Origin of the sequence: Collinsella aerofaciens, assembly GCF_020709435.1 — a bacterium.
GTDB lineage: Bacteria > Actinomycetota > Coriobacteriia > Coriobacteriales > Coriobacteriaceae > Collinsella > Collinsella aerofaciens_AU.
The window spans coordinates 198,266-220,693 of the sequence record NZ_JAJFDP010000003.1 but is presented as its reverse complement, the minus strand read 5'-3'; the positions used below and the strand labels follow the sequence as shown (position 1 = coordinate 220,693).

Sequence of the window (22,428 nt, the reverse complement as noted above, 5' to 3'; positions counted from 1 at the left end):
CAATTACGACTTGTTCGCTGACCCGCTACTCCCCCAGCAGTGCTTTCTCCGGCGTGATCGGCAGCGAGCGAACCTGATGGCCGGTGGCGTGTGCCACGGCCGAGGCAACGGCGGCGAGCGGCGTGTTGATGACGACCTCGCCGATCGACTTGGCGCCAAACGGGCCCGTCGGCTCGTAACTCGGCTCAAAGGCCACGCGAATGCTGCCGATATCCAGGCGCGTGGGCAGCTTGTAGCTCATAAAGTTGCCGGTGCGCAGGCGGCCGCGATCGTCGTGCTCGACGATCTCGTAGAGCGCGTGGCCAATGCCCTGGGCAATGCCGCCCTCGGCCTGGACGCGCGCGAGCGCCTCGTTGATCACGGTACCGCAGTCCACAGCCGCCGCGTAGTCCACCACGGTCACCTTGCCGGTGGCCTTGTCGACCTCAACCTCGGCAATGCCGGCCATAAACGGCGGGGGCGAAACGGGCAGGCAGGCAGAGGCGTGCGAGGTGAGCGCGTCGCCGCCCGCGATGTTCTTGACGCACAGGTTGGCAAAGTCGCGCAGCGTGAGGTAGCGGTTCTGCTCGCGCGCGGCACGCTCGTCGGACAGGCGCACGTACTGCCCATCGAAGACCACGTCGGCGGCGTCAACGTCCCACATCTGGGCGGCCTTGGCGCAAATCTTCTCGCGCAGCTCGGTCGCGGCGTTCTTGGCGGCAAGGCCCGTGACGTAGGTACCGGAGCTCGCGTACGAGCCGGCGTCGAACGGCGACACGTCGGTGTCTACGCCGCGTACCACGATCAGCGAGCTCTCCACGCCCAGCTCCTCGGCGACAATCTGCGCCAGAATGGTGTCGACGCCCATGCCGTTATCGGTGGCGCCGGTGCCGATGGTAATGAAGCCATCCTCTTCCAGGCGCATGTCGATGCCGCCGATATCCACGTTGGAAATGCCAGAACCCTGCATGGTGAGCGCGCAGCCCAGGGCGCGTACGCGGTCGCCCAGGTCCACGGCCAGCGGCTTGTCGCGCCAGCCGATCATGTCCATCGCGCGCAGCAGGCAGCGGTCGAGCGCGCAGGCGTTGAGCTTTTCGTTGTAGTACTGCGGCATGATCTCGCCCTCGCGCACGATGTTCTTGAGGCGCAGGTCGGCGGGATCCATGTGCAACATGTCGGCGAGCTCGTTGACGGCGCTCTCCACGGCAAACTGGCCCTGGGTGGCACCGTAGCCGCGATACGCGCCGCCGCGGTTGGTGTTGGTGTAGACGGCGTCCCACCTAAAGCGGCTCGCCTTCACATGGTTGTAGATTGGCAGGCTCTTGTGGCCCGAAAGGCCGATCGTCGTGGTAGCGTGCTCGCCGTACGCGCCGGCGTTGGACAGCGTGTGCAGGTCGATGGCCGTGATGGTGCCGTCGTTCATGGCGCCCAGCTTAACGGTCATCTGCATCTGATGGCGCGAGTTGCCCGCGGTGATGGTCTCCTCGCGGGTGTAGCAGCAGTAGCTCGGACGGCCGGTCTGCTGGGTCACGAACGCCACGAAGATCTCGCAGCAGCCCGTCTGCTTGGAGCCAAAGCCGCCGCCGATGCGCGGCTTAATAACCTGCACCTGCGACTGCGGAATGTCGAGCGACTGCGCGATCATGCGGCGCACGTGGAAGGGCACCTGTGTGGACGTGGTCACCGAAATGCGGCCGAATGCGTCGGTCATCGCGAAGGCGCGGAAGGTCTCCATGGGCGCGGTCTGCGTGGCCTGGCTGGTGTAGGTGCGCTCAAAGACGATGTCGCTCTGAGCGAAGACCTCGTCCAGGTCGCCAAAATCGCTGGTACCGCTGCACACCAGGTTGCGCGGGACGTCGCCGCCCTGCGGGAACATAAAGGTCACGTCGCCCTCGGGGTGGACCACGATGTCGTTATCGAGTGCCTGGGTAAAGTCGAGCAGCGGCTCGAGCACCTCGTAGTCGACCTTGATGAGCTTGAGCGCCTTGTCGGCGGCCTCCTCGGTCTCGGCAGCGACGATCGCCACTTCCTCGTTTTGGTAGCGCACGAGGTTCTCGAGGATCAGGCGGTCGTAGGGACTCGGCTGTGGATAGCTCTGGCCGGCGATGGTAAAACGGCGCTTGGGCACGTCTTCGTAGGTGTAGACGCCCACGACACCGGGCACCTTCAGGGCGCGCGAGGTATCGATGGAGCGGATCTTGGCGCGGGCATAGGGGCTGCGCTTGAGTTTGACGATGAGCGCGCCGGCGGGCACCATATCGCCGGTGTAGACCGGACGACCCTCGAGCAGAGCCTTCGAATCCTTCTTGGGCTGCTTGTGGGTGATTTGCTTGTAGGTGACACCGTCGCAGCTGGTGTCGTTGACCGGCAGCTCGGGCAACTCAAAGCCCACCTGCACGCCAGATTCGTTGAGGAAGCGGACGATGGCGCGCAGCTGGCTCTCGTAGCCGCTGCAACGGCAGAGGTTGCCGGCAAGCTGGCGCGAGAGCTCCTCGCGCGTGGCGACGAGGCTCGGGTCCTCCTTGGCGGCGCGGGCGAGCGCCAGCACGTTCATGATGAGGCCGGGGGCGCAAAAACCGCACTGCTCGGCACCTTCGGCAGCCATCGCACGGGCGAGAGCCTCGGACTCGGCCTTAAGGCCCTCAAGCGTGGTGATGTTGTGTCCCTCAACACGGGCGGCGGGAACTGAGCAGCTCAGCACCGGGTCGCCGTCGAGCCACACCGTGCACAGGCCGCAGTTGGTGGTTTCGCAGGCACAGCGCACCGACGCGCAACCCTGCTCGCGCAGCAGCGCAAAGAGCATGGTGTCGGGGGCAATCTGAACCTTGACCTTGCGGCCGTTGAGCGTAAAGGAAAGATCGATGAGTTTGGCAGCCATTAGCGCACCTCGCTAGAATCGACGCCGGGCACGCGGCGGCAGGAATACTCGTCCGTGGCAAACTTAGGTGTCTGCACGGTCTCGAGCTCGCGGGCAAGCGCGGCCGAAAGCTCGATGCCGGCGGCGCGGCGCACGGCCTGCACGGCAAGCGGCGCCGAGATGCGACGGCGGTACTCGGCCGAGCCCCACAAGTTGGTGCCGTAGCTCAGTGCGCGTACGGACGCGGCAAGGGCACGCAGCTCGTCCTCGGAAGGCTGCTCGTTCACCAGGCCGCACGCCTCGCCCTGCAGCAGGGTCGCGCGCAGCGGACGGGCACCCACGGTGACATGCCAGCTGTTGTCCCACCAGGCGGCGGTGACGTTGAGCGAGGGGAAGTCGGTCGCGGCCTTGCGCACGGCCTCATAGCTCGCGCGGTAGTCGTGCTTAACAACCACGACGTGCTCGATCACGTCGCGCACGTAGCCCATGTCAACGAACTCGGCGAGCGGCACGCGGCCGGCACCCGTCAGCTCAACATAGGAATCGAGCGCCAGGAAGGCGGAGAGCACGTCCGAGAAGCCAAAGCGACCGTAAATGCTGCCGCCCACCGTGGCGGTATTGCGCAGCTGAACGCCGACGATATCGTGGACGGCGAACTCAAAGACATTGTTGACAAGCGCGTTGAGCCCGGCATGACGCTCGAGCTGGCGCAGGGTGCACATAGCACCGATGCGAAACTCGGTCTCGGTCTCCTCGATCTGATCGAGTCCGCAGGCCGAAAGGTCAATCGCCGTCGCCACACGACGCGAACCCAGACGCATCCAGATGCCGCCGCCCACAATCTTGTTGTTGCGGTTCTTCTGCAAGAGCTCATAGGCTTCGGCCGCGTTTCCAACACGGACGTAGGTACCGAACTTGAGCACGTTCTCCCCCATCTCTCCACTTGTCCAGTACGTTTAAGTGTACCAAACGAGGGGGCGCCGCCATCGTCACCATAGAAAAAGGCTCCCAGCCGGACAGCTGGGAGCCTCATCACATGCTATGTCAGGCAGGGTTTAGCAGACGCCCTGGGCGAGCATGGCGTCGGCGACCTTCAGGAAGCCGGCGATGTTGGCGCCCATGACAAAGTTGCCCTCCTGGCCATACTCCTTGGCGGTGTCGTCCACGTTGTGGAACATGCCGCGCATGAGCTGCTCGAGCTTGCCGTCGACCTCCTCGAAGGTCCAGGACAGGTGCTCGGCGTTCTGGCTCATCTCCAGGCCGGACACGAGCACGCCACCGGCGTTGGCAGCCTTACCGGGCATAAAGGCGACACCGTTCTCCTGGAAGTAGTTCGTGGCCTCGATGGTCGTGGGCATGTTCGCGCCCTCGCCGACCACCTTGCAGCCGTTGGCGACGAGCGCCTGGGCGTCCTCGAGCAGCAGCGTGTTCTCACGAGCGCAGGGCAGCGCGATGTCGCAGGGCAGCTGCCACACGCCGCGGCCGTCACCCTCGTGCCACACGGCGTTGGGCTTCTCGTCAACGTACATGGCGAGCGTGACACCCTTGTCGTGGCCGGAGCGCTTCTTGTTGTAGACATGCTCGAGCACGGTGTAGTCGATGCCGTCGGGATCCTCGACCCAGCCGTGGGTGTCGGAGCAGGCCAGCACCTTGCCGCCGAGCTGGGCGACCTTCTGGACGGCGTAGATGGCGACGTTGCCGGAGCCATGAACGACGACGTTCTTGCCCTCGAAGGAGTCGCCGCGGCTCTTGAGGTACTCGTCCACAAAGTAGACCAGGCCGTAGCCGGTGGCCTCGGTACGGGCGAGCGAGCCGCCAAAGGAGAGGCCCTTGCCGGTGAGGACGCCGGTCCACTCGTTGGTCAGGCGCTTGTACTGGCCGAACAGGTAGGCAACCTCGCGGCCGCCAACGCCCAGGTCGCCGGCGGGAACGTCGGTGTTGGGGCCGATGTGGCGATAGAGCTCGGTCATGAAGGACTGGCAGAAGTGCATGATCTCGTTGTTGGACTTACCCTTGGGGTCAAAGTCGGAGCCGCCCTTGCCGCCGCCCATGGGAAGGGTGGTCAGGCTGTTCTTGAGGATCTGCTCCAGGCCCAGGAACTTGAGCATGCCCAGGGTGACCGTCGGGTTAAAGCGCAGGCCGCCCTTGTAGGGTCCAATGGCAGAGTTGAACTCGACGCGGTAACCGCGGTTGACCTGAACCTTGCCCTGGTCGTCGACCCAGGGGACACGGAACATAACGATGCGCTCGGGCTCGACGAGGCGCTCCAGCAGGGCGGCCTCCTCGTACTCGGGATGGGCGTCGAGCGCCGGCTGGATGGTGCCGAGGATCTCGGTCGCGGCCTGGATGAACTCAGGCTGCTCGGGATAGCGGGCCTTGAGCTCGTCGAGAACTTTCTGCGTGTAGCTCATGCTTCCTCCAATTGATGGAAAAGAAAGGTGTCGTTCGCGGCGCCCCATGCGCCGTGAGCTTTATCGAGTATGGATAATATCGCACTGTTGCAGCAAAGTTTCGCATAAGCCGACGAGCGGATGTTTCGTTTTGATTACGATGCAGGTAGATGCGTTTTTGAGTAGCTGACGTGCAAAACCCGTGTTTCAAACCTGTTTCGTCCACGTGTTCCAAGCCATCACATTAGGGACAGGCACCTTTGTTGTGGTGTGGGTGGTTAGAGGACGAGTTGATGGTAGTCGGCGGGGGTTACGCGGCCTTCGGTAGCAGCGCGGAAGGCGGCGAGCGCATCGCCCGAGAACGGCATGGCCCAGCACAGACCGCAACCTGCGGTAATGGAGCCGGGCAAAGGCATAATGCGCCCGGGCACGCCGGCATCCAGGCAAAGCTGCTCGCATTCCATCACATCGAAGGTACTGTCAAACGACACGATAATCTTGCGCTCGTGGTCGAGGGCATCACCGGACGGGTCTTCGCGGTGTGCCTCACGATACGCCGCAGCGGCCGCCTCCTCTTCCGCAGTATGTCCACAGCCACCGCAGCCGCAGGTACAGGGCTCGGAACCATCGCAAGTGCAAAGCTCTCCCGTGTCGGGGCAAATATCGTGAGACATGGCAACTCCAATCGTCTAGGCGAGTAACTCGGCCGCCGCAAACTCCTCGGGCGTATTGACGTTCTCGAAGCAGAGCGTCGAGCCGGCGACCGCGACAATCTGAGGCTCGTCCAAATACCCGGCATTCACCCGGTCGATCAGGCAGCGGATTCGCTGACGGTCATCGGCGAGCAGCTCTTGGGCAACCGGCGCACACGCGTCACGGCGCCAGACGGCGCAAAGCGGCTCAATCCCCCGCTCCTCGCGCGGCACGCACACGTCGAGCGCCTCGGCCTCGACACAGCCAGCAAGGGCACCGATTAGCTCCGAAGAGACAAACGGCATATCACAGGCGACGATAGCAACGAGAGGCAGCCGGGCCGCAGTCAGCGAACTCGCGATGCCGCGCATGGCGCCCGCCGACCCTTCTAGGTCCGCCACCACACGCGGCACCAAGCCGCCAAACGCGCACTCCTCAAGAAAGGCAAGCTCGCTGGGACGCGACGTCGTCACGACCAACTCGCCGGCAACTGGCGCCAGCCGACCCAGCACGCGTTCGATGAGCGGCTCGCCGCAAAACGCCATGCGAGCCTTATCGCAGCCCATGCGCGAGGACATCCCGCCCGCTTGAACGACGCAAGAAAGATCGGCCCGTCTTACGGTAGTCATACGGCAAACCACCCCCATCGGCATGCTCAAAACCCGGCACGCGAAGCCAAATACCGTCGCCGATAAAGCGGGCGGTACGGCAAACCTGTGCAAAAACAAAACAGCGCCTTTGCGGCACGCAGCAAGACCGCGAGCACAAAAGCGCTGGTAGCGTATGGCGGGAACGTATGTGAATCGAACACATCCAAGACGTTTTGCACGCCTCGCAACGGTTTTGAGGACCGCGGAGCCCACCGGAGCCCATCCGTTCCCAAGTGCGCCGGTATTTTACCAAACCGAGCAGCCAATCTAGCGCAGGGAGCGCAGGCCGCCGGCATCCTTGTCGAGCACCGTAAAGCGCACGGCATCCAGGTGCTCCAAGATGCTGATGGCACGTTTGCGCGACACACCCAGCGCCTCGCGCAGCACGCTCGTGGTGGCAGCACCGCCGGCTTCGGCGATGGCGGCGGCGACGAGCTCGCGCGCGTGAGCCTCAGCGGCAGCGGACAGGGCAACGTCGCGCTCGACCTTGACGATCGAGCGGTTGAGCGAAAGCTCGCGCAGGGCACGCGTCATGATGTCGCGATCGAGCTGAAGCTGCTCGCCCACCTCGGGCAACGTCGGCGTATCGAGTCCGGCCTCGTCCAGCAAGGCAACGATGCGCCCGCAGACCTCGCGCACCACACGCGCCGCGGCGGCTGCGGAATGCGGGTCGAACACCTCGGCCCCCTCGGAGGCGCACACGCCACGCGAGCAGCCCTCGGCAATCAGAGCCGCGGCAACGCCTTCATCTGCGGCAGGCCACGCAGCATGGGCAACGGCGCCGGGCGTAAAGCCCGTCTCCTTGGGAGCTGCCGCGTGCATGGCTGACAGGGTCGCCGCCAGGGCATCCATAGCGGCGTCGAGCGCGGAAGAATCTGCATACAGCGAGCCATCCGAGCCAGCCAGCGCGCAAGCAGCGCCCTGCGCCACCAACCCACGCAGTGCGACATCGGCCTCGCCGACACCAAGATCCAAAGCCTCGGCAACATCAACCGCCGTAACCGGCAGCGTCTGCAGCGCCAGCCAAGCGCCCACACCGCCCGCGATATCGCCGGACTCGATCGCCGCATACAGCGCACGCTCTCCTTCGGCAAGCTCGCGCGAGCGACGGCAGCGCGAAAGCAGCACACGCCCGCCGCCAATAAGCATAACGGGCGAATACGACAGCACCACGGCATGGTCTCCGGCTCGCAGCGGCAGCGGCTCCTCCAAGCGCACCTGTACGGTACGGGTCTCGCCCACCGCCATGGGGGCCTCGCCCTCCAAAAGCATGATGCGGCCGCCGACCTCGGCCGTACCCGCCATCACGTGCACACGCGCACCCGACTCGAGCACGCGCGGCTTGGCTCCCTCGCGACCCAAATACGTAAACGCCATCATAAAGCGCAGCGTCTGGCCAAAGCGACCCGCCACACTGAGCATCTCACCGCGATCGAGCGCGGCGACGCCGTCACCAACCAGGTTGAGCGCCACACGCTGACCGGGAAGCGCCTGCTGCGTGTCGCCATGCACTTGGATCCCGCGTACGCGGCAGGCCGTGCGCGACAGCAGCGCGACGAGCTCATCGCCCACCGCAACCGGCGCATCGTGCAGTGTCCCTGTCACGACGGTGCCGGCGCCCTTGATCGTAAAGCAGCGGTCAATCGGCAAGCGCGGCGCAGCATCGGTGCGCTCGGCACGGTCGCGGCAGGAATCCCAGCAGGCACCGACCTGATCGTCAAGCGCGGCCAGCAGCGCGTCAATCCCCTCGCCGGTCTTGGACGACACGGGGACCATCGGCGCGCCCGCAAACACGGTACCCGACAAAAAGTCATCGACATCGAGCTCGGCAAGCTCGGTCATCTCGGCGTCGGCCAGGTCGCACATCGTCAACGCGACCACCATATGCGTAACGCCCAGCAGCTCCAGCACATGCACGTGCTCGCGGGTCTGCGGCATCACGCCCTCGACAGCCGAAACCACCAGCACCGCCACGTCGATGCCCGTGGCGCCCTGCACCATGGCGCGCAAGTAATGCGCGTGGCCCGGCACGTCGACCAGGCCAACGATCTTGCCACTCGGCAGTGCCAGCTCGCCAAAGCCCAGCTCCACGGTCATACCGCGACGGCGCTCAACCTCCAGACGGTCGGGATTCTTGCCGGTCAACGCCTCGATCAGTGCCGACTTACCATGGTCAACGTGGCCCGCCGTGCCAACGATAACGGGACACTCTACCAGCGCTTGAACCTCACTCATCGAGCAATCGCCTTCTCAACGCACGCGACGAGCGTCGATGCCGCCGTCTCGATATCGCGGTCGCCCACGAGCGTACGGACGTCAAACAAAATGCGATCGTGCGAGGTTCGTGTGACGACCGGCGTGTCGAAATCTTGGACGAGCAAGCGCTTGAGTGCGTCAACGGAAAGACGCTCATCGACAAGACGCACGGCAACGCACATGGTGGGCAACTCGACGGTAGGCAGCGAGCCGCCGCCGGGAGCCGACGACTCCTCGACGATCTCCACCTGAACGGCGCACGGGCAGCCAGCCTTATCGAGGCCCGCCACCATCAGATCGCGCAACTTGCGTGCGCGACGCTCCAGATGAGCCTGCGGAAGCGTGAGCATGTTGAGTACCGGCACCTCGCGATGGGCCACATCCGCCCCGTCCATGTAAATGCGCAGTGTAGCCTCGAGCGCCGCCAGTGCAAGCTTACCCGGACGCAGGGCACGCATAAGCGGATGCGACCCGCAGGCCTGGACCAGATCGCGACGACCCATGATAATGCCCGCCTGCGCGGCGCCGAGCAGCTTATCGCCCGAGCATGACACGATATCGAGCCCCGCCGCGACCGAAGCCGGCGTGGTTTCTTCGCCTCCGCGCACCAAGATGTCGTCGGGCAACAGCGCGCCCGACCCCTGGTCCTCGTAGAACAGCAGGCCATGCTTGTGGGCCAGGGCGGCAAGCTCCCGAGAGCCTACCTCCTCGTGAAAGCCCTCGATGCGATAGTTGGAAGGATGAACCTTGAGGATCATGGCCGTATCGGGTGTGATGGCTTGCTCATAATCTGCCAGGTGCGTGCGGTTGGTGGCGCCGACCTCGACGAGTTTGGCGCCCGAAGCCGCCATGACATCGGGGATGCGGAAGCTGCCGCCGATCTCGACAAGCTCGCCGCGGCTGACGATAACCTCTTTGCCCGCGGCATGGGTCGCCAGTACCAGCAGCACCGCGGCGGCATTGTTGTTGACCACGAGCGCGTCCTCGGCACCGGTGAGTGAGCGGATCAGCTGCGCGGCGTGCTCCTTGCGCGACCCGCGCGAACAGGTGTCCACACTGTACTCGAGCGTGCTATACCCGCGCGCGACCTCGGCCACGGCTTTGGCAGCTGATTCCGCGAGCGGAGCGCGACCCAAGTTGGTATGGATAACCACACCCGTGGCGTTGACGGCGGGACGCAGGCTCGGCAGCGCGGAGCGATGCGCACGCCACTCGATGGCCGAGGCCAGCTCGCGCTTGGAACGCGGGGCGGCGCCGGCACGAATGGCGGCGCGCTCCTCGTCGAGCTCGGCCGTCACGGCGGCATGCACCACCGCGTCGCAGGTCTCCCCCGCCGCCTTCACGACCGGCCACTCGGCAAGCAGCTCGTTGACGGAAGGAATGGCGCGCAGGCGGGCGCGTACCTCATCGGACATGTTCTGGCTATCGCTCATGTACGGCCTTTCAAAAGAAACGTGGATCAGTCTAATGCATCAGCTGAGTCAATTACTCGTTATTATCCTCGCGCGCCGCGATCTTTTCCACGCGAACGGCGTTTTCCTGGGTGAGCGCGGCACCCGTCAACGGGTCCCAGCGCAGCGGCGTATGGTCGAGTGGGCCCACGCCCAAGGCTTGAGCGCCACCGGCATCGGCGCCAAACGAACGCCCGCCGGGGGCGGCCGAGGTGAAGATGCACGCCGGATGCAGATACGGCGTCGTCTCCACGCGCACGCGGTCGCGGCCCAAATCGCTCACAAGTTCGACGACCTCGCCATCGGCGATGCCCATGTGCGCAGCGGCATCGGCATTCATCTGCACGGCATCCAGGTCCGATCCAGCCTCAGCGGCACCTTGGGCCGCGAGCCTGCGCGAAGTATGCGACTCAAAGGGACGGTTGCCGCTAATGAGGCGAAACATCCCCGGGCCGGGCTCCACCATGGGAGCGATCCAGTTGGGCACACGACCCATGCCGGCTCGCTCCCATATGACGCTTGCCAGCGCAATCTTGCCGCCGGCAAGCGGAATCACCGGCTCACCCGTACGCGTCGGCAGCGTTATGCCCGTATCGGCCCAGCCGCGCTCCTTGAGCTCGTCCAGATCGATCCCAAAAGGCGCCACCTGGGCAGCCGCCAGATCGTCAGACGTAAACTGGAAATACTCGCCCACGCCACACGCCTGCGCCAGACCGGCAAAAATCTCCCGACCGGGACGTGTGTCGTCATGCTGCACAGGCAGCACGGCGTTGCGGTAGAACACGCGCGCATCGTTGGCACCTGTCACCGTTCCCACGCCGCGGTCAGCCTCCAGATACGTCACGTCGGGCAGCACGAAATCGGAAGCACGCGCCGTCTCGGACCAGCGAATATCAATCGTCACGAGCAAGTCGAGCTGCTGCAAAATACTCAACCAAGCCTGTGCATTGCCATAGCCCGCACCGGGGTTACTGGCATAGACGATGAGCCCACGCAAATCGCCGGCAAGAATCGACTGACCGATGGTCGTGCACAGGCCGCGCACCGGATCGACCAGCGGATAGCGCTCGGACCCCAACTTAGGCTCACGCGGCACCGGCGGCGTTGTAAAGCGCGTGGGATCGAGGTCGCCCAACACAAGCGGCGTGGGCGGATTGAGCACGCCGCCCACATGTCCAATACAGCCTAGCAGCACATCGACCATGCAGATAGCTCGCGCCGTCTGAGTACTGTTCGCATACGCGATACCGATGCCACCATGAAAGCCAGCGTCCACCACCGCAGCAGGCGCCGCGGCAGCCAAATCTCGCGCAGTCGCACGGATATCGTCCGCCGGCACGTCGCACATCGACTCGGCCCACTCGGGCGTCCAAGCACGGGCCGCCTGTGCCAGCTCGTCAAAACCCGTGGTATAGCGGTCCACGAACTCGTGGTCGAACAGGTCCTCGGCTACCAGCACATGTGCGATACCCAGCAGCAACGCCAGATCGCATCCGGGACGCACGCGCAGCCAGCGGTCGGCAAGCGCGGCCGAGCCGCTGCGCCGGGGATCGACCACGATAATCTTCGCCCCACGGCGACGGGCATCGTTGAGCGCATCAACCGCCTCCATCGTCGATGAATCGACAATGGAACGCCCCAAATACATGATGCAATCAGTATGTGCCAGGTCGGAGGCGGGGCTGTAGCCCAGACTGTGCTCCCAACCCGTAAGTCGGCTTACCTCGCAGGCACCGTCGGCACCGTATACGTTGGGCGAGCCAAGCGCACGCATAAAGCGATACGCCCAGTAGCGGTCGAACGAGGGCACGCCGAGTGTCATGCCCAGCGCACGCGGACCATGCCCGTCAACAATCCCCCCAAGGCGCGCAGCGATCTGCGCGAACGCCTCGTCCCACGAAATCACATCGAAACCCGAGCCATCAGCTCGTCGGCGCATGGGGTGCAAAATCCGGTCGCGCTCGTCAAACGGCATAGACAGTCGATGGCGCCCGCGGGCGCACAGGGCACGCGCCGCGCACGGATGCCCCGACACCGGCAACTCGGCCACCACGCGACTATCCTCAACGCGTGCCGCAAAGGCGCAATCGGCATAGCATCCCCCGCATGTGGTCACCACGGCGCGACCGTCACGCTCCACAGCAGATGCCATCTCGATTACCCCTTTCACAAGCCAAACACAACAGGCCAACAGCCCGGCAACGAGCCCAAGACCCAAAAAGCCTCCCGCAAGGCAACGCCCCGCGGGAGGCCCAACGTCAAACAGACGGCACCTTACGCCTCGGACTTCTTGGCATAGATAAACCAGTAGCCGAGCGCGACCAGAACCGCACCGCCCACAATGTTGCCCAGGGTGGCGGCGGACAGGTTAAACGCAATGCCCGCAGCGTTGAGCGCATCGGCGCCGGCGACCTTGGCACCATAGCCGCACGCATGCATCACGGCACCCATAGGCAAAAAGTACATGTTGGCGACACAGTGCTCAAAACCGCAGGCCACAAAGGCGGCGATGGGCAGCAGAATGCCCACAACCTTATCGACCACGGTCTTGCCAGCGGTACCGATCCACACGGCCAGGCACACAAAGATGTTGCACAGGATGCCGCGGAAGAAGATCGTCACCCAGTCGACCGTCACCTTGCCGGCGGCGACGCTCACCATGGAATTGGCGACCGCCTCGCCGTTGAGCTTGTAAATGCCGGCCATGTACACCAAAAAGACAATGAACAGGGCACCGGCAAAATTGCCGACCCACACGACGACCCAGGCCTTGAGCATCTGGACCAGGGTGATCTTTTTGCTCTTGAGCGCGCAGACCATAAGCGAGTTGCCGGTAAACAGCTCGGCGCCGCACACCAGCACGAGCACCAGGCCCAGGCAAAAGCACAGGCCGCCCACGACGCGCTGGGCACCCCAGCCCAGCGTGCTGTCGCTCAAGAACACGGTAAAGAACAGGCCGCCGAAGGCAATGAACGCGCCGGCGAACATTGCCAACAGAAAGGCCTTTGCGACCGGCAGGTTGGCCTTGGTCACGCCGGCGGCCTCGGTCTTGGCCTCGATCGCGGCGGGCGCCAGGCAATCGGGAGCGGGGTACTCCACCTTGGAATCTGCCATGTCAATCACTTCTTTCCTAATCAGCAGGGACAAGCGCTCTATTGCTCTTGCCCCAAGCGGACAAAGTGGGAAAAGTCGTTGGCGGCTACGGCGTCGTACACGGCGTCGACGGCGTCAAAGACTTCCGGGGACATGGGGTTGTAGAACTCCGTGTCGCCCGGCTGAATCCCTATGAAGACGATATCTTCGCACGATTGCTCAATCTCTTCGATCAGAATCGACAAAGGAAGCGAATGCGTGGTGAACATCGACTTGCGGGCCACATCGCGCTTGTCGAGCAAGCGGATGGACCCGACGGGCAGCGCCATGTCGGCGGCATCGACCAAGACCAGGCGCGGCGGACGCTCGCGCTTGACCTCGATGATGTCATCCTCGGGCGTCTGACCGCCATCGATGGTGTACCAGCCGGCAAGCGGCACGTCCTCCATCTTTTTGGAGAGCACGGGGCCGGCGGCATCGTCGGCACGTAGCACGCTTCCCGCCGTGAGTACGATACCCGCAAACGGGGCGCCGTTCACACGTCCATCCACAACGCAACCCATTACTGCAACCTCCCCGTCAGATACACGCCCGACACATCGCGCACGCGCTCCACCAGATCGCGGAACTTCATCAGAAACGCGACCTGCTGGGCATGCAGGCCAAAGTCGTCGTCGAACACCGAGATGCCGGCCTTGGCCGACCCGCGAAAACCGCGCTCGTCGAGCAGCGCATCGCAGGCCTCGAGCAGCGACGGCACCGCCGCCTTGTCGAGCTGGCACTCGCCAAAGGAGCGGATGGCCTCAAACTTAGTCCGGGCCTCCCCCTCCGGCAGCGCGTCGATAAGCGTATAGAACACATCCACCGGCACCGACAGGCGCGGCTCAAAGCAGTCGAGCACGCCGGTGTGGTGGCCCACGGCGAGCGTGTAGTACAGCACGTCGCAGGCCTCCTGGGGAACGTCTTCCTCGGTCTCCACAAACTTACGCGTGAGCTCATAGAAGACCACCTGGTCGGGCGCATGACCCAGGCAGGGGTCGGCGACGCCCTCGGCAGCCTCGTCGCTTGCGCGCGAGGCGTCGCCAAAGGAGCCGCCGAGCATACCGGGGCCCGCAAAGTAACCAGAGCGGTCCGTGAGTTCCATCTAGCGACCTCCGGCCAGCACCAGATCCTGCAGCGCCGAGTAGACCTCAACGCGGCGGGGATCGTCCTGCTTATCGATGAGCAGCGCCATAGCACCGCGGATATCGCCCTTGGGCGCGCCCTCGAGCGTATCCATAAACTCGTTGGCCAGGTCGCGGCCGTAACGGTAGCCGCTCATGACGCGAGCCTCGCGCTCGATGGCAACGCGCAGCTTGTACGGCACGCCGGGGTGCAGGATATCGGCCTGCTCGCCGGCGGCCTCCACCGTGGTCTCGGCATGGAGCTTTTGGTCCAGCAGACCGAGCGCCATGGCAAAGCCGTAGACGGTCTGCGCGGGGCTGGGCGGGCAGCCGGGGATGTAGACATCGACCGGCAGGATCTTATCCGTGCCGCCCCAGACGCAGTAGTTGTCGTAGAAGATGCCACCGGTGCAGCCGCACGCGCCATAGGACACCACGATCTTGGGATCGGGTGCAGCCTCAAAGGCGCGCAGGGCCGGCATGCGCATGGCACGCGTCACGGCGCCGGTGTACAGCAGCACATCGGCGTGACGGGGCGAAGGCACGACCTTGATGCCAAAGCGCTCGACGTCGAAGACGGGCGTGATGGAACCGAAGATCTCGATCTCGCAGCCGTTGCAGCCGCCGCAGTCAACACGGTAGACGTACACCGAGCGCTTGATCTTCTTAAGAAGGGTCGCCTTGGCCTTCTCGATGCTCTCGTCGAGCTCGATCTTGGTCGGGCGGTACTGAAGCCGCTCGGGCAAAAGCGTGGGTTCGGCCATGGTTACTCCTCCTTCGTATCAAAATCCATGATGATGCCTTCGACCGGCGCCGGACCGGCAGGAATCTCGGGCGCATCGGGGTTGAGCTCGCGGTCGATATACTCCGGGTTCACGCCGTGGCCGCCCAGATACTCCATGCCGGGGCCCTGGGGCTCACTGGACGCAAGCGTCTCGTTGGCAGCCATGCCGTGCGCGTTGCCGGTCTTTACGGCCGAGGCGGCGCGCAGGGCGTCGAGCTCGCGCTTGCACTCCTGGCACACGCGCACGGTACGGGCGGCCTGCTCGGCCTCCATGCCGCCGGCCTTTTGCAGCAGGCGCTTGGCGTAGTCGATCTCCTTGTGCGGGGCAAACGGCTTGCCGCAGCGCGAGCAGTGCTCGAGCGTGTAGACGCTCTTGCTGGTGAGGTCGTCTTTGCTCATGACGGCCAGCTCAAACTCCTCGGTGAGCTTGATGGCCTCCATGGGGCAGGCTTCCTCGCAGCGGCCGCAAAAGATGCAGCGACCGTAGTCAATCGACCAGGTGATGGTATCGGCCGCAAGGTCGGTGTCCATGCGAATGGCATCGGCCGGGCACGCCACGCCGCAGGCACCGCAGGCGATGCAGAGCTCGGCGTTGTGCTCGGGCTTGCCGCGCATGTCCTTGTTGGTGGGGAACGGCGCAAACGGGTACTTGACCGTCGCGTCGCCGGCCTTGGCGTTAACCTTCCAAAGCTTCAGCATATTAGAGCGCCTCCTCATCGAGCGGAGCGGCCATGGTGCCCTCGCCCGCGAGCGGCGACTTGTCGCGCCAGACGTTCTCGAACTGCTCCTTGTCGAGCACGTGGTCGCGCTTGGCGGCGACATCGGTCACCGTCACGCGGTCGGTGCAGGAGTAGCACGGGTCGAGCGAGCCGACGATCAGCGCCGCGTCGCCCACGGTGTTGCCGCGGAACATGTAGCGCAGGACCGGCCAGTTGCTGTACGTGGCGGCCTTGGCGCGCCAGCGGTAGCACTTCTGGTTATTGCCGAGCATGGCCCAGTGCACGTCCTCGCCACGCGGCGCCTCGGTGGCGCCGATGGCGTACTTGTGCGGGGTGTACTCCCAATCCGTGGTGAGGATGGGGCCCGACGGACAGTTCTCGAGCATGGTCTCGATCATGTCGATCGAGTCGTAGACCTCCTGGATGCGAACGGCGGTACGGCCGAAGGCATCGCAGGTGTCGGCCGTAGCGGCGTGCATCTTTTGGACATCCGGATCGGCGTAGCCGTCGAAGGGATGGTCAAAGCGCACGTCGCGGGCATAGCCCGAGCCACGCATGAGCGGGCCGACCGGCGAGAAGTCGCGTGCGATCTTGCGGTCGAGGATGCCGATGCCGCTCGTACGCTCGATAAAGTTGGGCGTCGAGAGCAAGACGTCGACGAGTTCTTGAACCTCGGAGCGCAGCTGGTGGATGGTCGTGAGCGTGGAGAGCTTCTGCTCGGCCAAAATGTCGCGACGCACGCCGCCGATCACGTTGAGGCCGTAGGTCTTGCGGTGACCGGAGAGCTTCTCGGCCAGGTCCATGGACTTCTCGCGGACGCGGAAGAACTGCTGGAAGCCGGAGTCGAAGCCGGTGTAGTGCGACGCCAGACCAATGTTGAGCAGATGCGAGTGCAGACGCTCGACCTCGAGCATGATAGCGCGGATGTACTGGGCGCGCGGCGGGACATGAATGCCCTGGGCGCGCTCGACGGCCTCGGCATAGGCCACCGAGTGGGCGCAGCCGCAGATGCCGCAGATGCGGTCGGCGAGGAACGTCACGGCGTCATAGTTCAGGCGCGTCTCGGCAACCTTCTCCATGCCGCGGTGCACGTAGAACAGACGGTAGTCGGCGTCGACAATCGTCTCGCCCTCGACAAACAGGCGGAAGTGGCCAGGCTCGTCGGAGGTAATGTGCAACGGGCCCATGGGGACGAGCGTCGTCTCCTTGCCCTTGGTATCGGCCAAGAACTCATAGTTTTCCATGTCGCTCGCGGGAGCGGGACGGAAGCGGTAGTCCATGGAGTCCTTGCGCAGCGGGTACAGGCCGCTGGGCCAATCGTCGGGCAGCACCAGGCGACGACGATCGGGAAGGCCCTCGGGAATCAGGCCGAACATGTCGCGCAGCTCGCGCTCGCCCCACACGCAGGCGGGGACGAACGGCGTCACGGACGGGAACGTCATCTTGGCGGGATCGACCTCGGTGCGCACGGTCACCCAGCCGGGGTCCTCCCCCTCCATGGAGATGACGTAGTACACGGCGTAACGGCCGCACAGGCTGCGCTCATCGTTGCCGATGATCACGGGAATCCAGCCATAACGCTCGTAATACAGGTAATGGACGGCCTCGGGCAGCTTGTCCTGCTTGACGGTAATCGTCAGCTGGTCCTCGCACTGCCACTCGACCTTCTCGATGCAGCCCGGAACGGCGCGGCGCAGGGCCTCGACATGGCTCTCGCAGCGACGGGCATACACCTTGTTCTCAGTTTCAATCATTCGTTACTCCACCTCGCTCTGAGCGGTCTCGGTACCGAACACAGCGCGGTACATCGGCGTCGCGTGAAGTTCCTCGGTGCTCTGCTCGAGCACGATGCCGGTCGCGGTCTCCACACCGTGCACGAGGGGCAGCGGGGTGGCGATGCCAAACCACAAGATCATGACAGCCAGGATGATTTCGGGGATAAGCATGAGCACCGGGGCCTCATGCTTGCCCATGCCCTGGGGCGCATGGCCGAATACCGACTTGAGTGCGATGCGGGTGAGCGCGGAGATGGCCACGGTAAGACCGAGGGCGACCACGACGACCAGCCACATGGGACCGGCGGTAACACCGGCGACAAAAGTCAGGAACTCGGAGATAAACATGCCAAAGGGCGGGAAGGCACCAAGACCGAGCAGCGCCAGGACGGCGAGCGCGGCGGTTGCGGGGGCAACCTCGACGACGCCCTGGATCTTGGCCAGGCTACGCGTGCCAAAGGCGTGCTGGATGTTGCCGGACACGCAGAAGGCAAGCGTCTTGGTAAAGCCGTGGAACACGCAGTGCAGCAGGGCTGCGGCGATACCCAGCGGGCCACCGATACCCAGGCACAGGGCGATAACGCCCACGTTCTCCACAGACGAGTACGCAAAGCGGCGCTTGAGGTCGTCCTGGCGAAACATCGAAAGTGCCGCCACCAAAATGGACAGCGTGCCGACGATCAGCAGCAAAAGCTGCGGATACTCGGCGCCCACGGCCTGGATAGTAAAGCCGTAGAAGCGCATGATCACAAGCATGGCGCACTTAAGCAGCACGCCCGAGAGCAGGGCCGAGACAGGGCTCGGGGCCTGGGAGTGGGCATCGGGCAGCCAAGTGTGCATGGGGAACAGGCCGGCCTTGGTGCCAAAGCCGATCACGATAAACGCAAAGGCAAGGCGCATGAGCGTCGGGTCGAACTGGTCGGCATACGGCAGCACGCACGACAGGAACGCGGCCTCGTGGGCGTTGGGTATCACGTCGGCGGCGTTGGCGTAGATCAGCAGCGTACCGAACAGGCCGAAGGCCACGCCGGCGGTGCATACCATCGCATACTTCCAAGAAGCCTCGAGGGCCGTCTTGTTCTTGTAGATACCCACGAGGAACACGGTGGAAAGCGTGGTTGCCTCCACGGCGGCCCACGTGAGGATCATGTTGTTGGACAGGCACGCGAGCAGCATGGTGAACACGAACAGGCTAAACAGCGCAAAATACTGCTTGGCGCGCTCGGCGGGCATGGAGCCCTCCTCGATATCGGCCTTTACATAGGGCAGCGAGAACAGCCCCGTAAGAAAACCGATAAAGCCGATGAGCAGCACAAAGATGGCGCCCAGCGAATCGAGGTGGAACCACAGGCCAAAAGCGCTCGCGGTGTCGCCGCTCATAAGGACGTCACCGGCCGTCATAATCGACAGCACCAGGACGGCTGCGACGGAGACCAGGTTGAGACCGGCAAACACGTTATAGGACGTGTTCTTGGGCAAAAACGCCATGACCAGCGAGAACACCAAAGGAGTCGCGAGCAGGGCGAGAATCAACGTTTCCATGGACTACCCCCTCAGCTCGGACAGGTCGCGCGCATCGAGCGAGTGGGAGTCGTCCCAAATGCGACGCACGACGATGGACATGATGATGACGGCAAAGATGGCGTCGGTGGCGATACCGATCTCGATGATCTCGGGAGCGGTGGGGGCCAAAAGCGCGAGCGTCACGTGGCTGCCGTTTTCCATGAGGCAGTATCCAAAGATCTGCTTCATGATGTTGCGCTGCGAGATGATGCAGGTGAGGCCCACAAAGAAGTGAGCGAAGCTAATAGCGAGCGCAGGCGTTGCGACCTCGGCCGTGGGCAGGCTGATCTGCGTCACGACGGCAAAGCAAATCGCAACCTCGACGGCGATGATGCAGATAGCCCACGCGGGCTTAAGGCCGGCCTTGAGCGATGCGTCGCTCGGCTCGCCCATCTTCTTGTATGCGCGGTTGAGGATGTAAGGGACCAGGACGACCTTGGTGATAAAGGCGGATCCGGCCCACATAAGCAGCTCCTGCGCACCGGTAGTGGCACCGAGCGTGGCGAGCAACCCCACAAGCACCAGCGACTGCACCGCATACCAGCTGATGGCGTGCTTGATGTTCTTTGAGACGACCACCATGGTGGACGTGACGATCAGAAGGCCGCCAAGGATGTTGACGATCGAATAACCCATGTCGTTCTACCTCCTAACCGATCCAGCTGGCCGAAAGCGGGCCGCTGACGATGACCATGATGATGAGTACGATGAACACGAATGCCATTGCCTTGGGGAGCGGTGCACCAGCGGCGACTTCCTCGCTCGGCTCGCCGGACAGGCAATAGCCCATCCACTTGAGGAACCAGGCGAAGGTGGCGACGGTCTCGGCAACCATGATGCACACGAGCACCAGGATCGCAACGTTGCCGGCACCAACAGAGAAGCCGCCGGCGATGATCTGGAACTTCGAGAAGAACGTGTTCATGGGCGGCACGCCGGCAATGGCGAGCGCGGCGACACCAAAGCCCACGCCCGAGATCGGGTACTTCTTTACGATGCCGCGAAGCTTGGGCAGCATACGCGTGCCGAGCGTGAAGGAGAACGAACCGGCGATCAGGAAGAACAGCGTCTTGGCGAAAGCGTGGTTAAAGATGTGGCACACGGCGCCATCAAAGGCCAGCTGGCTGCCAAAGACCGAAAGGCCCAGACCAAAGAACACATAGGAGAGCTGGGCGATCGTGGAGAAGGCCAGCAGACGCTTCATGTCCTTTTGCGGCAGGTACATAAGGAAACCAAAGAGCATGGTGACCATGGCGTCGATAATGGCGACCCAGCCCACGATCTCGGGAATCTCGCCGGCAGAGACGAGTGCACGCGCGAACACGCACACGCCGACCTTAACCATCGAGGCACCATGCAGGTAGGCCGAAACAGGCGTCGGTGCCTCCATGGCCGAAGGCAGCCACATGTACATGGGAACCTGTGCGGACTTGGCCCAGGCCGCAAACAGCACGAGCAAAAGGACGATAGCCTTGAGCTTGGCATCGAGGCCGGCAATCGCGGTAATGGCGAAGGTGCCGGTGTGGGCAAACACGATGGCAGCGCCCAGATACAGGCCGAGCGCACCGATATGCGTGATGATCAGGGCCTTCATGCCGGCCTTCTTGGCCGTAGGCGTCATGTAGTAGCTAATGAGGCCCCAAGAGCACGCACCCGTGATCTCAAAGAACACGAGCTGGCCCAAAAGGGTCGAGCTGTACACGAGGCCGGCCATGGCGCCGATGAAGGTCGCGAGGTACGCGTAGAAGCGACGACGCGGCGCGTCGGGATGCTCACGGTTATTCTCGCTCATATAGGGGATCGAATAGATCACGACAAGCAGGCCGATACCCACAAAGGCGGGCGCGAGCAGCGTGCTCATGCGATCGAAGGTGAATCCCATGACGAGGGTCTGCCCAAACGAGATCAGGGGGACCTGCGTGTCGGGCATGCCGGCGCCGGCGAAATTCGCGGCGAGGGCAATGGTGCAGACCGTCGAGACGGCGGCACCCAAAACGCTGAACCACTTGGCGTACGGACGGGGGAACAGGGCGACGAGCACCGAGGCCACCATCGGGGCCGCGATAGCGACCAAGCCGAGAAGGGACAGACTGACTGCAAATGACATTGTTTCTCCCTTCTCCTACACGCCGACGACCACGAAGACAAACGCCAGAACGGCGATGCCCACGACGGCCCAGGTCTGATTGCCAAGCACCTTAAAACGCGAACGTGAGCAGGAGTTCTCGATCACGCCGCACACGACAAAGTCGATCAGGCACTTCACCAGGAAGATGACTGCGCCCAGAACGGCGGCGGCGCCCACGGTCGCGGGCTCGCCCCAGGGGACGAAGATCGCGCAGAACCAGGCGACGACCAGGACCTGCTTCATGGACATGGCGAGCTTGGCCATCGCAAGCGACGGGCCGGAAAGCTCGGCGAGCGGACCTTCCTGAAGCTCCTGCTCGGCCTCGGCCTGATCAAACGGCAGCTTGCCGAGTTCCATGTAGCAGGCAATCGCAAAGGCGATGCCGGCGAGGATCACGGCGACCGGCGCGTCGACGGCGCCCGTCATGATGTGCTGACCCATGGTGGCGATGTCGGTGGAGCCGCACACCAGGGCGGCGGCAAACAGCGCCAGCAGCATGGACGGCTCGATGAGCACGCTCATGAGCAGCTCGCGGACGCCGCCGATACCGGCGTAGGCGTTGGACGAATCCACACCGCAGAGGGCGAAGAAGAAGCGGGCGAGCGCCAGGCTGTACATGATGGTGATGGCGTCACCAAAGACCGGGATGGGGCTTTGTGCCGTAAAGAGCGGCAGGCCCATCGCGAGCATAAAGGCGACGGCGAAGAACAGCGGCGGCATAATGCGCAGCGCAAAGCTCGCGTCCTCGCTCTGGGACTCGGGGCGCGCAAAGAGCTTGGCCAGGTCGCGGTAGTCCTGCATGATGCTGGGGCCGCGACGGTTGTGCATCTTGGCGCGAATCACGCGGCCGAGACCGGAGAAGAAAGGCGCGACGGCCATAACGACCACGCCCTGCAGAACGGCAAGTACGATGTTGTTCATGCTCTC

Annotated in this window: 18 protein-coding genes and 1 tRNA gene; all 19 read right to left on the bottom strand. The window is 63.9% G+C overall.

Features of this window, described 5'->3' with window-relative positions; genetic code table 11:
• Positions 1 to 25: 25 nt before the first annotated feature.
• A complete protein-coding gene (locus tag LK493_RS03805) occupies positions 26 to 2,857 on the bottom strand; it encodes a molybdopterin-dependent oxidoreductase (protein ID WP_227790169.1) in 2,832 nt (943 codons plus the stop codon).
• Positions 2,857 to 3,759 (bottom strand): FAD binding domain-containing protein, encoded by a 903-nt coding sequence (locus LK493_RS03800; protein ID WP_227790168.1) that lies wholly within the window; start codon positions 3,757 to 3,759, stop codon positions 2,857 to 2,859. The genes LK493_RS03805 and LK493_RS03800 overlap by 1 nt, the downstream gene beginning before the upstream one ends.
• A gap of 132 nt (positions 3,760 to 3,891) precedes the next feature.
• Positions 3,892 to 5,247 (bottom strand): NADP-specific glutamate dehydrogenase, encoded by a 1,356-nt coding sequence (gene gdhA, locus LK493_RS03795; protein WP_227790167.1) that lies wholly within the window; start codon positions 5,245 to 5,247, stop codon positions 3,892 to 3,894.
• 257 nt (positions 5,248 to 5,504) lie between these two features.
• Positions 5,505 to 5,900: a DUF3343 domain-containing protein gene (locus LK493_RS03790; RefSeq protein WP_227790166.1), complete on the bottom strand. Its 396-nt coding sequence runs from the start codon at positions 5,898 to 5,900 to the stop codon at positions 5,505 to 5,507.
• A 15-nt stretch (positions 5,901 to 5,915) separates the two neighbouring features.
• A complete protein-coding gene (mobA, locus tag LK493_RS03785) occupies positions 5,916 to 6,548 on the bottom strand; it encodes a molybdenum cofactor guanylyltransferase (RefSeq protein WP_172676322.1) in 633 nt (210 codons plus the stop codon).
• Between the two features lie 155 nt (positions 6,549 to 6,703).
• A tRNA-Sec gene (locus LK493_RS03780) sits at positions 6,704 to 6,800 on the bottom strand.
• Between the two features lie 36 nt (positions 6,801 to 6,836).
• A complete protein-coding gene (gene selB, locus LK493_RS03775; protein WP_227790165.1) occupies positions 6,837 to 8,804 on the bottom strand; it encodes a selenocysteine-specific translation elongation factor in 1,968 nt (655 codons plus the stop codon).
• Complete coding sequence (gene selA, locus LK493_RS03770; RefSeq protein WP_227790164.1) at positions 8,801 to 10,258, bottom strand: L-seryl-tRNA(Sec) selenium transferase; 1,458 nt, start codon at positions 10,256 to 10,258, stop codon at positions 8,801 to 8,803. The genes selB and selA overlap by 4 nt, the downstream gene beginning before the upstream one ends.
• Before the next feature lie 52 nt (positions 10,259 to 10,310).
• Positions 10,311 to 12,428, bottom strand: coding sequence for a molybdopterin-containing oxidoreductase family protein (locus LK493_RS03765; RefSeq protein WP_227790163.1), 2,118 nt, complete (start codon positions 12,426 to 12,428; stop codon positions 10,311 to 10,313).
• Between the two features lie 122 nt (positions 12,429 to 12,550).
• Entirely contained in the window at positions 12,551 to 13,390 is an 840-nt protein-coding gene (locus LK493_RS03760) for a formate/nitrite transporter family protein (protein WP_227790162.1), read from the bottom strand.
• Positions 13,391 to 13,428: 38 nt separating this feature from the next.
• Positions 13,429 to 13,932, bottom strand: coding sequence for a hydrogenase maturation peptidase HycI (gene hycI / locus LK493_RS03755; protein ID WP_227790161.1), 504 nt, complete (start codon positions 13,930 to 13,932; stop codon positions 13,429 to 13,431).
• The gene (locus tag LK493_RS03750) at positions 13,932 to 14,513 is read right to left on the bottom strand and encodes a formate hydrogenlyase maturation HycH family protein (protein WP_227790160.1); all 582 of its coding nucleotides are present in this window, start codon (positions 14,511 to 14,513) and stop codon (positions 13,932 to 13,934) included. Before LK493_RS03750 ends, hycI begins: the two co-directional genes overlap by 1 nt.
• Positions 14,514 to 15,296, bottom strand: coding sequence for an NADH-quinone oxidoreductase subunit B family protein (locus tag LK493_RS03745; protein ID WP_227790159.1), 783 nt, complete (start codon positions 15,294 to 15,296; stop codon positions 14,514 to 14,516).
• A 2-nt stretch (positions 15,297 to 15,298) separates the two neighbouring features.
• Entirely contained in the window at positions 15,299 to 16,015 is a 717-nt protein-coding gene (locus LK493_RS03740; RefSeq protein WP_227790158.1) for a formate hydrogenlyase complex iron-sulfur subunit, read from the bottom strand.
• Position 16,016: 1 nt separating this feature from the next.
• The gene (locus LK493_RS03735; RefSeq protein WP_022095197.1) at positions 16,017 to 17,789 is read right to left on the bottom strand and encodes a hydrogenase large subunit; all 1,773 of its coding nucleotides are present in this window, start codon (positions 17,787 to 17,789) and stop codon (positions 16,017 to 16,019) included.
• 3 nt (positions 17,790 to 17,792) lie between these two features.
• The gene (locus tag LK493_RS03730) at positions 17,793 to 19,352 is read right to left on the bottom strand and encodes a hydrogenase 4 subunit F (protein ID WP_227790157.1); all 1,560 of its coding nucleotides are present in this window, start codon (positions 19,350 to 19,352) and stop codon (positions 17,793 to 17,795) included.
• A gap of 3 nt (positions 19,353 to 19,355) precedes the next feature.
• A complete protein-coding gene (gene hyfE / locus LK493_RS03725; protein WP_195363860.1) occupies positions 19,356 to 20,009 on the bottom strand; it encodes a hydrogenase 4 membrane subunit in 654 nt (217 codons plus the stop codon).
• Positions 20,010 to 20,022: 13 nt separating this feature from the next.
• A complete protein-coding gene (locus LK493_RS03720; RefSeq protein ID WP_227790156.1) occupies positions 20,023 to 21,480 on the bottom strand; it encodes a hydrogenase 4 subunit D in 1,458 nt (485 codons plus the stop codon).
• Positions 21,481 to 21,495: 15 nt separating this feature from the next.
• Positions 21,496 to 22,422: a respiratory chain complex I subunit 1 family protein gene (locus LK493_RS03715; protein WP_118237871.1), complete on the bottom strand. Its 927-nt coding sequence runs from the start codon at positions 22,420 to 22,422 to the stop codon at positions 21,496 to 21,498.
• Positions 22,423 to 22,428: the final 6 nt, after the last annotated feature.

Bases quoted from the DNA above. Each gene is read 5' to 3' on its own strand.
- LK493_RS03805 (WP_227790169.1), bottom strand. From the start codon at position 2,857: ATGGCTGCCAAACTCATCGATCTTTCCTTTACGCTCAACGGCCGCAAG.
- gdhA (WP_227790167.1), bottom strand. From the start codon at position 5,247: ATGAGCTACACGCAGAAAGTTCTCGACGAGCTCAAGGCCCGCTATCCC.
- LK493_RS03790 (WP_227790166.1), bottom strand. From the start codon at position 5,900: ATGTCTCACGATATTTGCCCCGACACGGGAGAGCTTTGCACTTGCGAT.
- mobA (WP_172676322.1), bottom strand. From the start codon at position 6,548: ATGACTACCGTAAGACGGGCCGATCTTTCTTGCGTCGTTCAAGCGGGC.
- selB (WP_227790165.1), bottom strand. From the start codon at position 8,804: ATGAGTGAGGTTCAAGCGCTGGTAGAGTGTCCCGTTATCGTTGGCACG.
- selA (WP_227790164.1), bottom strand. From the start codon at position 10,258: ATGAGCGATAGCCAGAACATGTCCGATGAGGTACGCGCCCGCCTGCGC.
- LK493_RS03765 (WP_227790163.1), bottom strand. From the start codon at position 12,428: ATGGCATCTGCTGTGGAGCGTGACGGTCGCGCCGTGGTGACCACATGC.
- LK493_RS03760 (WP_227790162.1), bottom strand. From the start codon at position 13,390: ATGGCAGATTCCAAGGTGGAGTACCCCGCTCCCGATTGCCTGGCGCCC.
- hycI (WP_227790161.1), bottom strand. From the start codon at position 13,932: ATGGGTTGCGTTGTGGATGGACGTGTGAACGGCGCCCCGTTTGCGGGT.
- LK493_RS03750 (WP_227790160.1), bottom strand. From the start codon at position 14,513: ATGGAACTCACGGACCGCTCTGGTTACTTTGCGGGCCCCGGTATGCTC.
- LK493_RS03745 (WP_227790159.1), bottom strand. From the start codon at position 15,296: ATGGCCGAACCCACGCTTTTGCCCGAGCGGCTTCAGTACCGCCCGACC.
- LK493_RS03740 (WP_227790158.1), bottom strand. From the start codon at position 16,015: ATGCTGAAGCTTTGGAAGGTTAACGCCAAGGCCGGCGACGCGACGGTC.
- LK493_RS03735 (WP_022095197.1), bottom strand. From the start codon at position 17,789: ATGATTGAAACTGAGAACAAGGTGTATGCCCGTCGCTGCGAGAGCCAT.
- LK493_RS03730 (WP_227790157.1), bottom strand. From the start codon at position 19,352: ATGGAAACGTTGATTCTCGCCCTGCTCGCGACTCCTTTGGTGTTCTCG.
- hyfE (WP_195363860.1), bottom strand. From the start codon at position 20,009: ATGGGTTATTCGATCGTCAACATCCTTGGCGGCCTTCTGATCGTCACG.
- LK493_RS03720 (WP_227790156.1), bottom strand. From the start codon at position 21,480: ATGTCATTTGCAGTCAGTCTGTCCCTTCTCGGCTTGGTCGCTATCGCG.
- LK493_RS03715 (WP_118237871.1), bottom strand. From the start codon at position 22,422: ATGAACAACATCGTACTTGCCGTTCTGCAGGGCGTGGTCGTTATGGCC.